This is a genomic window from Bacillus sp. REN16 (genome assembly GCF_020731355.1).
In the GTDB taxonomy this organism is placed as follows: Bacteria; Bacillota; Bacilli; order Bacillales; family Bacillaceae_L; genus Ferdinandcohnia.
This window is the reverse complement of sequence record NZ_JAJFZK010000003.1, coordinates 327,745-341,616: the sequence shown is the minus strand read 5'-3', so window position 1 is coordinate 341,616 and position 13,872 is coordinate 327,745. Positions and strand designations below refer to the sequence as shown.

The 13,872-nt window shown below is 40.3% G+C and carries 10 protein-coding genes and 1 riboswitch; of the genes, 6 read left to right on the top strand and 4 right to left on the bottom strand.

Features of this window, described 5'->3' with window-relative positions:
- Nucleotides 1-317: 317 nt before the first annotated feature.
- Both LKW28_RS05485 and odhB read left to right on the top strand, forming a co-directional pair.
- Nucleotides 318-3,167, top strand: coding sequence for a 2-oxoglutarate dehydrogenase E1 component (locus tag LKW28_RS05485; RefSeq protein WP_229139337.1), 2,850 nt, complete (start codon nt 318-320; stop codon nt 3,165-3,167).
- The gene (odhB, locus tag LKW28_RS05480; RefSeq protein ID WP_229139336.1) at nt 3,154-4,407 is read left to right on the top strand and encodes a 2-oxoglutarate dehydrogenase complex dihydrolipoyllysine-residue succinyltransferase; all 1,254 of its coding nucleotides are present in this window, start codon (nt 3,154-3,156) and stop codon (nt 4,405-4,407) included. The genes LKW28_RS05485 and odhB overlap by 14 nt, the downstream gene beginning before the upstream one ends.
- Nucleotides 4,408-4,516: 109 nt before the next feature.
- Here the strand turns inward: odhB and gdhA are convergent, their stop codons facing one another.
- A complete protein-coding gene (gene gdhA / locus LKW28_RS05475; protein ID WP_420708819.1) occupies nt 4,517-5,896 on the bottom strand; it encodes an NADP-specific glutamate dehydrogenase in 1,380 nt (459 codons plus the stop codon).
- Between the two features lie 334 nt (nt 5,897-6,230).
- On the opposite strand from gdhA, the gene LKW28_RS05470 reads away from it, so the two are divergent.
- Nucleotides 6,231-7,136, top strand: a complete 906-nt coding sequence (locus tag LKW28_RS05470) for a LysR substrate-binding domain-containing protein (protein WP_229139334.1) — start codon at nt 6,231-6,233, stop codon at nt 7,134-7,136.
- Nucleotides 7,137-7,202: 66 nt separating this feature from the next.
- On the opposite strand, the gene LKW28_RS05465 is transcribed toward LKW28_RS05470, so the two are convergent.
- Both LKW28_RS05465 and LKW28_RS05460 read right to left on the bottom strand, forming a co-directional pair.
- Nucleotides 7,203-7,517, bottom strand: a complete 315-nt coding sequence (locus tag LKW28_RS05465; RefSeq protein ID WP_229139333.1) for a DMT family transporter — start codon at nt 7,515-7,517, stop codon at nt 7,203-7,205.
- Nucleotides 7,517-7,858, bottom strand: a complete 342-nt coding sequence (locus tag LKW28_RS05460; RefSeq protein WP_324255009.1) for a multidrug efflux SMR transporter — start codon at nt 7,856-7,858, stop codon at nt 7,517-7,519. The genes LKW28_RS05465 and LKW28_RS05460 overlap by 1 nt, the downstream gene beginning before the upstream one ends.
- Nucleotides 7,859-7,924: 66 nt before the next feature.
- A riboswitch (guanidine-I (ykkC/yxkD leader) is annotated at nt 7,925-8,024 on the bottom strand.
- Between the two features lie 153 nt (nt 8,025-8,177).
- On the opposite strand from LKW28_RS05460, the gene LKW28_RS05455 reads away from it, so the two are divergent.
- From LKW28_RS05455 to LKW28_RS05445, 3 genes are read left to right on the top strand one after another with little or no spacing between them, the layout of a single operon-like run.
- A complete protein-coding gene (locus tag LKW28_RS05455; RefSeq protein WP_229139332.1) occupies nt 8,178-8,933 on the top strand; it encodes a DeoR/GlpR family DNA-binding transcription regulator in 756 nt (251 codons plus the stop codon).
- A complete protein-coding gene (pfkB, locus tag LKW28_RS05450; RefSeq protein ID WP_229139331.1) occupies nt 8,930-9,841 on the top strand; it encodes a 1-phosphofructokinase in 912 nt (303 codons plus the stop codon). Before LKW28_RS05455 ends, pfkB begins: the two co-directional genes overlap by 4 nt.
- A 15-nt stretch (nt 9,842-9,856) precedes the next feature.
- A complete protein-coding gene (locus tag LKW28_RS05445; RefSeq protein WP_229139330.1) occupies nt 9,857-11,719 on the top strand; it encodes a PTS fructose transporter subunit IIABC in 1,863 nt (620 codons plus the stop codon).
- A 39-nt stretch (nt 11,720-11,758) separates the two neighbouring features.
- Here the strand turns inward: LKW28_RS05445 and LKW28_RS05440 are convergent, their stop codons facing one another.
- Complete coding sequence (locus tag LKW28_RS05440) at nt 11,759-13,849, bottom strand: hypothetical protein (RefSeq protein WP_229139329.1); 2,091 nt, start codon at nt 13,847-13,849, stop codon at nt 11,759-11,761.
- Nucleotides 13,850-13,872: the final 23 nt, after the last annotated feature.

Below are 13,872 nucleotides of genomic sequence, written 5' to 3'. Positions count from 1 at the left end.
AGACTTCACTTTATGTTATTCCAAATCTTATTATTTTTCTTTAGCAAAAATCCTTCGAAAACTTGATTTATATCAAGGAAACTTTTTGCTTTCAATTATAAGATAAGAATAACATATTTAATCAGAATTATGACTATATAATGACTGTTATTTTGCCTATTTTTCCGGCTTTTTTCTGGAAATTTCAAATGTAAGCATTTTACTAGAAATTAACTGGAAATGGGGTATAGTATGGGGTAGACGTCATGGTTCTTTGAAACACAAATTTGTCTATATAAATATTACAACATGTAATGTAATATGGAGGCTAATTAAAAATGGATAATCAACAAAGGAAAAATGTGTGGGAGTCATTCTATGGACCGAACATGGGCTATATCTTTGACATGTATGAAAAATACAAGAATGATCCAAGTTCAGTAGACCCCTCAGTGAAAGCGCTTTTTGAGGAACTTGGGCCGCCACCGGCAGATGAGCAAGCAGCAACAGCAGAGCTAGTAAGTGGGGGTATCTCACCGAAGACAATCAAGATCATCACATCTGGAAGTAAATTAATTAAAAACATTCGTGCATACGGGCATTTAGCAGCTGATATCTATCCGCTTCGAACTAGACCGGAGCCAGATACAAGCTTTTTAGAGCCTGGTTACTATAATCTCACGAAAGCAGACTTAATGGAAATTCCAGCAACATATATTTGGGAGGAAGCTCCTCCATCCGTTCAAACAGGCTGGGATGCTTATGAACATTTAAAATCGGTATACACACAAACCATCGCTTATGAATTTGGACATGTTGATGCCGAAGATGAAAGACAATGGTTAAGACAGCAAGTTGAAATCAATGGAATAGGCTTAAAGCTTACAGCAGACGAAAAGAAAAAGCTTGCGGAACGACTTATGAATGTCGATGGCTTTGAGAAGTTCTTACACAAAACATTCGTTGGTCAAAAGCGTTTCTCAATCGAAGGATTAGATATGCTCGTTCCAATGCTTGAACGCTTAATTCAAGAAGGCAGTAATGACGGTACTGACAATATCATGATCGGTATGGCTCACCGCGGCCGTTTAAATGTATTGGCGCATGTTCTTCATAAGCCATATGAATTGATTTTCTCTGAGTTCCATCATTCACCAAACAAGGATTTAATTCCATCAGAAGGCTCAAGAGGAATTAACTATGGTTGGTCTGGAGATGTGAAGTATCACTTAGGTGCAGACCATAGTTTCAAAGGACCTAGGGAACATACCACCCATATCAATCTAGCAAACAACCCTAGTCACTTGGAATTCGTAAACCCTGTTGTATTAGGGATTACTCGTGCGGCGCAGGATAATACGAGAAAAGCTGGCTACCCTGTACAGGATAAGCAAAGCGCAATTAGTGTTCTTATCCATGGTGATGCTGCATTCCCTGGTGAGGGTGTTGTGGCTGAATCACTGAACCTAAGCAGATTAAAAGGATTTGATACCGGCGGATCGGTTCATATCATTGCTAATAATATGGTTGGTTTTACAACCAATAATACAGATTCCCGTTCAACTCGTTTTGCGAGTGACCTTGCGAAAGGGTATGAAATTCCTATCTTACGTGTAAATGCGGACGATCCGGAAAGCTGTTACGCTGCGATTCATTTTGCGTATGAGTACCGCAAACGTTTTGAAAAAGATATCTTAATTGACTTAGTTGGTTATAGACGTTTTGGTCATAATGAAATGGATGACCCAAGCGTAACACAGCCATTATTATATAAGAAGATTGCAAATCATCCTGTTATTGCTGATAAATACGGTCAAGAGCTTGTTGACCAAAATGTTATGACAGTTGAAGAACTTACCGCTAAACGTGATGAATTCATGCAAAGTCTTCAAGCGATTTATGATGATTTTGTGGAAAATGAAGAGCGTGTGAAGCCGCAGAAGCCAAAAGCTTTATCTGCTATTCCTGAGTTCGATACAACAGTATCAGCTGATCTATTACACAGTATGAATAAAGGATTATTACAATGGCCACAATCGTTAACCGTTTATCCTAAGCTTGAGCGTATTTTAAAACGCCGTGAAACTGCACTGGATGAAGAAAACAAAGTCGACTGGGCATTAGCTGAAACACTGGCATTTGGATCCGTTCTTGCAGAAGGAAAAACAGTTCGTTTAACTGGTCAAGATAGTGAGAGAGGAACATTTGCTCATCGTCATGTTGCTTTAAATGACTATGAAACTAATGAAAAATATGTTCCATTACACAATATTCCAGAGGCTAAAGCTTCATTCTCAATCTATAATAGCCCATTATCTGAAAGTGCTGTTCTTGGGTTTGAATATGGGTATAGTGTTCAAGAAGAGAATGCATTAGTCCTTTGGGAAGCACAGTTCGGAGACTTTGTGAACGTTGCACAGCCGATTATTGACCAATTCATTTCTTCAGGTCATGCGAAATGGGGACAAAAATCAGGTCTTGTGATGCTTTTACCGCATGGATATGAAGGGCAAGGTCCAGAGCACTCAAGTGGTAGAGTGGAACGTTTCTTAAATGCAGCCGGGGAAAATAACTGGATTGTTGCGAACGTAACAAGTGCTTCACAGTACTTCCATTTATTAAGAAGACAATCATTGCTTACTTCAACTGATCAAGCAAGACCATTGATTGTAATGACTCCAAAGAGTCTGCTTCGTCACCCGCAAACAGCTTCTTCACTAGCTGATTTAACAAACGGAAGCTTCAAGCCATTACTTGAGCAGCCAGGAATGGGAACGAAGAAAGAGAAAGTAACTCGCTTAGTCCTTTGTACGGGTAAAGTAGCCATTGACTTGGCAACTGAAGCTGCTAATTTACCTGCTGAACAAACAGATAGCTTGCATATTGCAAGAGTGGAACAAATGTATCCATTCCCTAAGAAGGAGTTAGAAGAATTAGTTAGTCAGTATCCAAACCTCAATGAGGTTGTTTGGGTTCAAGAAGAGCCTAAGAACATGGGTGCATGGCCAGCGCTGCAATCAGTATTAATGGACATTTTATCTGAAGAAATTAAATTAGATTATGTTGGCAGACCGAAGCGTTCAAGTCCAGCTACGGGCGACCCAGATATTCACAAACAAGAACAAGCTTGGATTATGCAAGACGCATTGTTTATAGACAAGGAGGGAATCAGCAATGATCGAAATTAAAGTACCGGAACTAGCTGAATCCATTACAGAAGGAACTATTGTTGAATGGTTAAAAAAAGAAGGCGAACTCGTTAACAAAGGTGAGTCAATCGCTGAACTAGAAACAGATAAAGTAAATGTTGAAATTAACAGTGAATATACAGGCGTTATTAAGGAATTTTTATTCCAACCAGGTGATAATGTTGAGGTAGGTCAAATTATTGCTAAACTTGATGAAAATGGTTCAGAATCAAGCGCGGCAGCACCAGAAGCTTCGCCAGCTGAGGAGCCAAAAGCTGAGGCACCGGCGCCAGAAGCAAATCAAGAGCCTGTTGCAGTTGAAACTGAAGTGAAAAAAGGAAGGCAAGCAATTGCTTCACCAGCAGCCAGAAAAAGAGCAAGAGAGCTTGGTATTGACTTAAATGAAGTTCCATACAAAGATCCACTTGGACGCGTTCGTGTTGAGGGAGTAGAGGCTTATAATCAGAAACCACCTGCTCCAGCACCAGTGCCTGCAGCAAAACAACCTGCTGCAGCACCAGCAGTAAATGACGACCCGCGTATAGAACGTATTAAAATGTCTAGACGTCGTCAAACAATCGCCAAAAAACTTGTAGAAGCACAGCACACAGCTGCTATGCTAACTACATTCAATGAAATTGATATGACAGCTGTTATGGATGTAAGAGCACGTCGCAAAGACGCTTTCTTCAAAAAACATGGTGTAAAACTTGGCTTCATGTCATTCTTCACAAAAGCAGTTATCGGGGCATTAAAGCAATATCCATTTGTTAATGCTGAGATTCAAGGAAATGAAATCCTGCTTAAGAACTTCTATGACATCGGAATTGCTGTTTCAGCAGAAGAAGGGTTAGTTGTACCTGTTGTGCGCAATGCTGACACTTTAAGCTTTGCTGGTATTGAAGCTGAAATTGGCCGACTTGCAGCTAAAGCAAGAGATAATAAATTAGGATTAAGCGACCTTCAAGGTGGTACATTCACCATCACAAATGGTGGTACATTCGGTTCTCTTAATTCAACACCAATTATTAACGCACCACAGGTTGGGATTCTAGGAATGCACAAAATTCAAAGACGCCCTGTTGTTGTTGATAATAATGATACTGTCGAAGTGCGACCAATGATGTATGTGGCACTGTCCTATGACCACAGAATCATCGATGGTAAGGATGCCGTTGGATTCCTTGTAAAAGTTAAAGAACTATTAGAAGACCCAGAAGATCTATTATTAGAGGGTTGATTATTATGGCACATGCTCCAATTTGAGGAGCATGTGCCTTTTTACTATATGGGGACATGAAAAAACGCTGTTTCCCATTTAAGGAAATACAGCGTTTGGTAGGTTTGGATTAAATTACACCGTGAACAATCATAGCGTCAGCTACTTTTAAGAAGCCAGCGATGTTAGCTCCATATACAAGGTTTCCTGGATGACCGTATTCTTCGGCAGCATCCATGCTGTGACGGTAAATGGATGCCATAATATCTTGTAGCTTGCTGTCCACTTCTTCAAATGACCAAGCAAGTCTCATACTGTTTTGAGACATTTCCAGAGCAGAAACAGCAACACCGCCAGCATTAACGGCTTTACCTGGACCGAATAGGACATGGCTTTCAAGGAATAAATCAACTGCTTCTAATGTAGAAGGCATATTAGCACCTTCACCGACCGCTTTAACTCCATTTGAGATAAGCATTTGAGCTGATTCGGAATCAATTTCGTTTTGTGTTGCGCATGGTAATGCGATATCACAAGGAAGCGACCAGATACCTGAACAGCCTTCTACATATTCTGCTCCTGGGTGCTCTTCCACATATTCCTTAATCCGTTTACGTTCAACCTCTTTGATACGTTTGATGGTTTCTAGATTTAAACCATTCTCATCGTAGATATAGCCGTTTGAATCACTACATGCCACGACTTTAGCACCAAGCTGTTGTGCTTTTTCAATTGCATAGATGGATACATTACCGGAACCTGATACGACAACTGTGCTTCCCTCGAAAGAAAGTCCTTGTTCTTTCAGCATTTCTTCTACAAAGTAGACAGTGCCATAGCCGGTTGCTTCTGTACGTACTAAACTTCCGCCATAGCCAAGGCCTTTACCAGTAAGTACGCCTGCTTCAAAGCTGCCCTGAAGCCTTTTGTATTGACCGAACATATAGCCAACTTCTCTTGCGCCAACACCGATATCTCCAGCCGGAACATCAATATCTGGTCCGATATGTCTGCTTAGTTCAGTCATAAAGCTTTGTGTAAAGCGCATGACTTCGTTTTCTGATTTTCCTTTCGGATCAAAATCAGATCCACCTTTACCGCCACCAATTGGAAGACCAGTTAAGGAGTTTTTAAGGATTTGCTCAAAGCCTAAGAACTTAATGATGCTAGAATTCACGGAAGGGTGGAAACGCAATCCTCCTTTGTATGGGCCAAGTGCACTGTTAAACTGAACACGATAGCCACGATTCACATGAATTTGGCCTTGATCATCAACCCAAGGTACTCTAAATGTAATCATTCTTTCCGGTTCAACAAGTCTTTCTAAAATGGCATGCTTCATATATTTTGGGTTTTTAGCAAATACAGGTACAAGCGAAAGGAAAATTTCTTTCACCGCCTGATGGAACTCAGGTTCATGAGGATTTCTCTTCTTAACCTCCTCATATACTTTGTTCATATAATCGGTTGCTTGTTTTAACTCAGGTACAGGAATAGACTGCTCGATCATAGCCATCGTGTATATTCACCCTTTCTTTGCTATATATTTTTAGAGGATGTTCAAAAAGTCGGCCAAAAATGACACATCGAATTTCCGGGTTGGCTTGCTCCTCCGTTCCTCACGTATTAACTACATACGCTCCGGTACTCGAAGCTGCGCCGCCTTGAAATTCTTGGTCCTTTTTAACCTCTTTTTGAACACAAATTTTCCAACCAAAATTAACGGACAATGAATTTTTTGTTAATTCTTGATATTAATTATTGTATAATGAATAATTAATCTAAACAATATAAATAAAAGATATAAACGATGCCGAAATTAGATGAATCGAGGGGGAAGCCTAGTGGAACTTAGACAACTGACCTATTTTATTGAAGTTGCAAAGCGAGAACATGTAACAGAAGCAGCAAATTCCATGCATATTGCACAATCTGCGGTTAGCCGGCAGTTATTCAATCTTGAATCCGAATTAGGTGTCGATTTATTTATACGGGATGGACGAAATGTGAAATTAACGCCGATCGGAAGAGTTTTCTTAGATCATGTCGAGCAGGCATTAAATGTAATAGATAATGCAAAACGTGAGATTGAAGAATATCTGGATCCTGAACGAGGGACGATTCGGATTGGATTTCCTAGTAGCCTAGCTGCTCATACACTGCCAACAGTTATATCTGCATTTCGAGACAAACATCCAGAAGTGAAGTTTTCCTTGTCACAAGGTAATTACTATTCATTAGTTGAGCGAGTGAAAACGGGTGAAATCGATATGGCCTTGCTTGGTCCTGTGCCAAACCAAGAAAAGAAATTGATTGGAACGACCTTGTTTACCGATAGAATGGTGGCGCTTTTGCATCGCTCTCATCCACTCTCATCCAATAAGTCATTGAGTCTAAGTCAGTTAAAGGATGAACAATTTGTATTATTTCCTAATGGCTTTGTGTTACGGGATATTATTGTAAAAGCTTGCAATCAGCTTGGGTTTCAGCCAACTGTTTCCTTTGAAGGGGAGGATATTGATGCAATCAAGGGACTAGTGTCCGCAGGACTTGGGATCACAATCATACCTGAAATAACCTTGATTGAAAATATTCCACATTCGACTGTGAAGCTTCCGGTAGTACACCCAGAGGTAACCCGTTCAGTAGGTGTTATAATTCCCAAAGAGCGAAAATTGCTCCCAACGGAACAAATCTTTTATGGCTTTTTAAAGGACTATTTCTCATTTTTAGACAAATTCCAATATTGAGGTTCGTTGTATTTCCTCGGAAATTGTCGATTAATAGGGAGCCAGATAAAAGGCTCCCTGATTGAGTTATCCCACTACTTTTAAACCAACAGCGGAACTAATGATAAGTGCAATAAAAACAAATCGTTTCCAGTCTTTTGGTTCGCCATAGAGGAGCATCCCCAAGATTGCCCCACCTGAGGCTCCAATTCCGGTCCATACAGCATATGCGGTGCCCATGGGCAGAGTTTCCATAGCGAAGCTAAGAAATAGGAAGCTTCCGCCGAAAGTGGCAAGGAGTAAGACAAGTGATTTCCAGTTTTTCTTTTTATGAAATTGGTTAATCATCATGACGCCTAACATTTCAAAAATTCCTGCAATAATAAGAGAAAACCATGCCATTATCCTTCAGCTCCTTCCGTATCCTTTTCTTTTGTAACAAGCTTAAGCCCAATGACTCCAATTAATAAAACTCCAATTAATAGAAGCTTTGTAATTTTGACTGGTTCATTAAAAAATAGAATTTCAGATATCACAGTGCCAGCTGTACCCAGCCCAACAAAAACAGCATAAGCCGTTCCGACCGGCAGTTTTTTACCAGCAGCGATTAACGCATAAAAGCTGATATAAATCGCAATAGCGGTTCCTGTCCATGTCCAAAAGCTATCTGCGTGTTTTAAACCTATCACCCAAAATACTTCAAAGAATGCAGCTAAAAAGACCTTTACCCATTCCAAGTTCATATATGATTTCCTCCTTTATTCTCTTGGATTAAAAGGAAAAGCCTAGGAGATTATAACAAATGTATAATCTCCCAGGCTTTTATCCCTCCGTGGCATAGCGAGCTCGCTATGAGTTTTCTCTTGGACCAGACTAGCTCTAAGCTACGGAACCCTAGAAAACCTTTGTATTCAATTATCCCTAGTATACAATAGAATCTTTTTTGAAGAAAGAGGGGAAAATTTTCAGGTGATTGGATTTGAATGGTAATGGATGTTTTTGATTGATTTATGAAAAAGGTTTCAATATAATGAGAGTACAATCCATTAAGGAAGTGACAGGATGTTAACTCCGGAAAGACATCAGCTTATTTTGTCGTTACTAAAGGAACAGGGTGTTGTGAAACTTCAGGAGCTGATGGATAGAGCGAATTCATCGGAATCAACAATCCGACGTGATCTCGTGCATCTTGAAAATGAAAATAAATTAAGACGGGTCCATGGCGGGGCTTCATTAGTCCACGGAAATCGAATGGAACCGACCTATATAGAAAAAGCCACAAAAAATATAAGAGAAAAACGGGCAATTGCAAAATATGCCTCAGAACTTATTCAAGAGGGTGACTCTATTTATCTGGATGCGGGGACAACAACGCAGGAACTGATTCCATTTCTTGATTATAGAGGATTAACAGTCGTGACAAATGGCGTGAATTTAATCGAACCTTTGCTTGAAAAAGGAATCACAACCTATCTAATAGGAGGAGTTGTGAAACCAGAAACGAAAGCCTTAATTGGGAGCCGCGCTTTATCAAGCTTGAACTTATATCGGTTTGATAAATGCTTTCTAGGAGTGAATGGGGTTGATGTGAAGTACGGCTTAACAACCCCCGATCCCGAAGAGGCACTGATTAAGCAAACCGCAATGGGATTAGCAAAGGAAAGTTTTATTTTAGCTGATCACACAAAATTCAACGAGGTTTCTTTTTCTAAAATCTCTTCATTAAAGGATGTATTTTTAATAACAGATGACGGTTTAACAAACAATGAACTTACATCCTATCAGGAACATATCAACATAAAGGTCGTGACAACATGATTTACACAGTTACATTAAATCCTTCTATCGATTATTTTATAGAATTAGATGATTTTAAGGTAGGAGAACTAAATCGCATCAAAAATGATCGAAAAAGTCCAGGTGGAAAAGGGATTAATGTTTCCACGGTCTTACAAAACGTCGGGGTAAGTAGTGTTGCTCTAGGGTTTATAGGCGGCTTCACAGGCAAATTTCTGGAGGATGCCTTAACTGAAAGGAACATTAAAACAGACTTTGTTTCGGTTGAAGGTGACACAAGGATTAATGTGAAGCTTCATTCAAATACTGAGACTGAAATCAATGGAGCTGGCCCTCAAATCACATCTGCTGAGCTTGAACAGCTTTTAGAGAAGTTTAATCAGTTTCAAAAAGGGGATGTATTGGTGCTTGCGGGAAGCATTCCGTCTTCATTACCATCCACCTTGTATCAACAAGTCGCCAAAAGTTTAAAAGACAAAGAAGTAAAAGTTGTCGTGGACGCTACAAAAGATTTATTAGTCGAGGTCCTTCCTTACCGACCATTTTTAATCAAACCCAATCATCATGAACTAGGAGAAATTTTCGGTGTTGAGATAAAAAGAGCAGAAGATGCGATTCCTTATGGAAAAAAACTGATTGACATGGGGGCAGAACATGTCATCGTTTCGATGGCAGACAAAGGGAGTTTGCTGTTTGTGGGAGACGAGGTCTATTTTGCTAATATTCCAGAAGGGAAGCTTGCTAACTCTGTAGGTGCTGGAGATTCTGTCGTAGCTGGTTTCATTGCTTCCTATTCAAAGAATCAGGATGTGACTCAAAGCTTTCGTTTTGGGGCGACAGCCGGCAGTGCAACAGCTTATTCAGAGGGACTTGCAACGAAAGAAAAAATAAACGAATTGATTTCACAGGTACAGGTGAAAAAAATATAGAAGGGAACATACAGCATGAGAATTACGGATTTGTTGAAGAAAGATACAGTCATTATCGAGCTTTCCTCTACTTCAAAGACTGATGTTATCAATGAGTTGGTCTCAAAGCTTGATGAAGCCGGAAGACTTCAAGATAAGGAACAATACAAACAAGCAATACTAACACGAGAACGCCAAAGCACGACTGGTATTGGTGAAGGAATTGCGATTCCGCATGCGAAGACCGCCGCGGTGAAAACACCCGCAATTGCATTTGGACGCTCAACGAACGGAATTGATTATGAATCATTAGATGGGCAACCAAGTCATTTATTTTTTATGATTGCCGCAAGTGAAGGAGCAAATAATGCCCATCTTGAAACATTATCTAGCTTGTCTTCACTATTAATGGATCCTGGTTTTCGTGAAAAGTTAATGAATGTCCAATCTCCAGATGAGCTTATGGAAGTCATTAATGAAAAAGAAAATGAGTCAAATCAAGAAGAGGCACCTGTTGAGAAAAAAGCAGGACAGAAAAAGGTTCTTGCGGTAACAGCTTGTCCAACTGGAATTGCCCATACGTATATGGCTGCTGATGCTCTAAAAGCAAAGGCAAAAGAGATGAACATTGATTTTAAGGTTGAAACCAACGGGTCGACAGGTGTGAAAAATGAACTAACCCAAGCAGAAATTGATGAAGCTGCGGCCATCATTGTGGCAGCAGATAAACAAGTAGAAATGGCGCGTTTTAATGGTAAAAAAGTAATTCAGGTCCCGGTTGCTCAAGGAATTCGCAAACCAGAAGAATTATTAACGAAGGCCATTAATCAGGATGCACCAACTTATCATGCCGAACAGACAACTAAGCAAAAAGCAGAAGGTGGAGAAAGAAGCGGCTTTTATAAGCACTTGATGAATGGTGTCTCCAACATGCTTCCATTTGTTGTTGGCGGCGGTTTGTTGATTGCGATTTCATTCGTTTTTGGAATTCATGCTTCTGACCCTGCGGATCCTTCCTATAATCCGATTGCAGGGGCATTGATGACGATCGGTAGCGCAAATGCTTTTCAATTGATGATACCTGTTCTAGCAGGGTTTATTGCCATGAGCATTGCTGACCGCCCTGGATTGGCTCCGGGTATGATTGGCGGCTTGATGGCAACAACTGGTGGAGCCGGATTTTTGGGTGGACTGATCGCCGGTTTTCTTGCAGGTTATGTTGTGCTTTTAGTGAAGAAAATATTTTCAGGTTTACCATCATCATTCGAAGGGCTAAAGCCTGTGTTGATTTATCCATTCTTCGGAATCTTGATTACAGGTGTAATTATGTATGTGCTTGTCGGGCCATTAAAGTCTGTAATGGACGGCTTGACTACTTGGCTTGAAAGCTTAGGAACAGGGAACTTGGTTGTCCTTGGCTTGATTTTAGGCGGAATGATGTCGATTGATATGGGTGGCCCCATTAATAAGGCCGCATTTACATTTGGTATCGCAATGATTGATGCAGGGAATTATGCGCCACATGCAGCGATTATGGCAGGCGGTATGACGCCGCCATTAGGTCTAGCATTAGCGACAACCCTCTTTAAAAATAAATTTACAAAACAAGAACACGAGGCTGGAAAAACAGCTTACTTCATGGGAGCATCGTTTATTACGGAAGGAGCGATCCCATTTGCGGCAGCTGATCCAGGACGTGTTATTCCATCGGCAGTGATCGGCTCTGCGGTTACGGGTGCTCTAACAATGTTGTTCGGAATCGGGTTGCCGGCACCACATGGCGGAATCTTTGTCATCCCATTCGTATCAGGCAGCTGGATGTTATATATACTTGCAATTATCATTGGAACGATTATAACTGCATTATTGGTCGGGTTCTTGAAGAAGCCAATTAAATAAAGAAGGAAACCCCGTGTGAAAGCTAGCACGGGGTTATTTTTATGAGAGTTGAATAGGAGCATAGGGGATCTCATTGTTGCTTTGCAGCAACTCATTTTGGACAGTGGTTGGAGTGAGAACGAGGTGTCCGATGTTATTGCCGGTTTCAATAATAGGACCTTGGTTTGTTGACAGATATCTGATCTTTTCTTTCCATGAAAAATTGGATGGACAAGGGTCATTTCTTTTTGGCTTCACAATATCATAGGTCTCATCACAATATCTATTTATTTCTTTATTTCTTCGTTTGGCCGCATTGATTGTAACAATCGCCTTCATCAACCCGCCTTGGAATCCAGAAAAACTCATATTGTTCATTGGACTGCTCGTAAATTGGTAGATGCGCAGCTTTTCTCCACCTTGGAATTCAATATTGGTTGTAACTGCCGATGCATAATGCACATCTCCGGATAAAATGAAACAATGTTTTGGGTTCCACTCCTTGATTTGGTAAAGAAGTTCCGTAAAGCCTTTCCCATCATACTTCCAAGATTCAAAATCAAATGCAGTCGTAACAGGCACTCCAATTGTTTTTAAGGGCTGGATATATTGTGTGAGAAAGGATTCGATTAGGCCAATCCCATATACAGGTGCCGGAGAAATAACAAGTAGCGGTTCCCCGCTTTTCCATCCACTGCTGTATAAACAATTTGTAGCCGTTTGCCAGCCTTGTTCGCCAATGAGCTGTGGAGGGCGTTCCTTTTCTTGGAAAATTCGTCCAAGAGAAACAGGAAGTGGAATGATGCCATATTTTCGCTGTGTCCTTGTATCGAGAAAAAGAGCTGTCGGATTAGTGGGTGCAACAAAATTCCATTCGTTAAAATTCCAAAGAAGCTCTTCCCAATCATGATGGGAGGATGAAGCTGAATCGTACGCTTTACTATATTTCCACATCTTACGTAAAAATGAATGATCAAATTGGCTAGGGTTATTGCCCCAGCCTTGAAACAACCAGTAAGCAAAAAGCCCGTTAGCAATCACATGTCTTCCAAGATTTGATTGGTATACGCTGTTCTTCCAATTGTGGCTAATATTCCAATCATCGGTAATATCATGGTCATCAAAAATCATATATGTTGGAATATTGGCAAGTAACCTTCGAACCTTTGAAAGAGTTTGATATGTTTTCCTTACATCTACAACATGCTCGTCATATTTTTTTTTATAAAGCCTTTCTTCCTTCTTCCGTTTATCTTTCTGTTCCTCTTCGTAAATGAAATAGATTTGTTTTTTCTTGGTGTAGTTTTCAAATGAGGGAAAATTCCCTTTATCGGCAAATGAATCCCAAAATTCTGGCGACCACGACAGTAAATATAAAGCAGCATATTCACCAAATGTCATCGCATGGTTTCGGGCATGCGAGGAGGTGAACTTGCAAAACCTTTCCATGATAAATTGTCTTCCCCGTATTTGGTAAAATGCTTCCTTAAACGGTTTCTCCTTAAGACGCGGCTCGATATCCTCTAGTTTTTCTTGTTTACCAATTAATTTGTTACCGGCCTTCGCCATTATTGGAAAAATCGGATCAGGCACATCGTCTGCATATATTTGATCCCCCATGAGAAACAAGGTGCTTGGGCGTTTCTCGCAGTCTAGGACATTCTTATCAAGTGTTTCGTCCCCTTGACTAAGAGCATCCGCACCTTTTCCATGGAGCTTTCGACATGACCCATACAGAAGATTGGTTTGTTTTTTGGAGGGGTCCGGTATAAAAAAACTCGGAAATGAAAGATCTCCGTATGTGATGGCATTTGGTTGATCCTTCCCAAGGAGACCGAAATCTTTCAGGTCAAGAATCTTAGAATTCTGTTGAAAAAGGAGATTATAGCCCAGGAGAGAATTTACTGGGAATTGATTTTCATGTGGGGTTAGTTTTATAAGACTGATATAAAGTTGTTTACCTGCACGAAAAGTGGTCGTTTCTGAATCACAATTAATTTCATGGTATATAAAATTTGCATCATCTGAATTCTCAATTTGGAAGAGCTTTGCCCCGAGTTTGAATCGTTTTCTTAATGCAATCCAAATATAGATCTGAGAAGGCTCAACACGACGCAGGATTGGCCCCGATAATATCGTCGGTATATCCATTTTGCTCACCATCCTACTTAGAT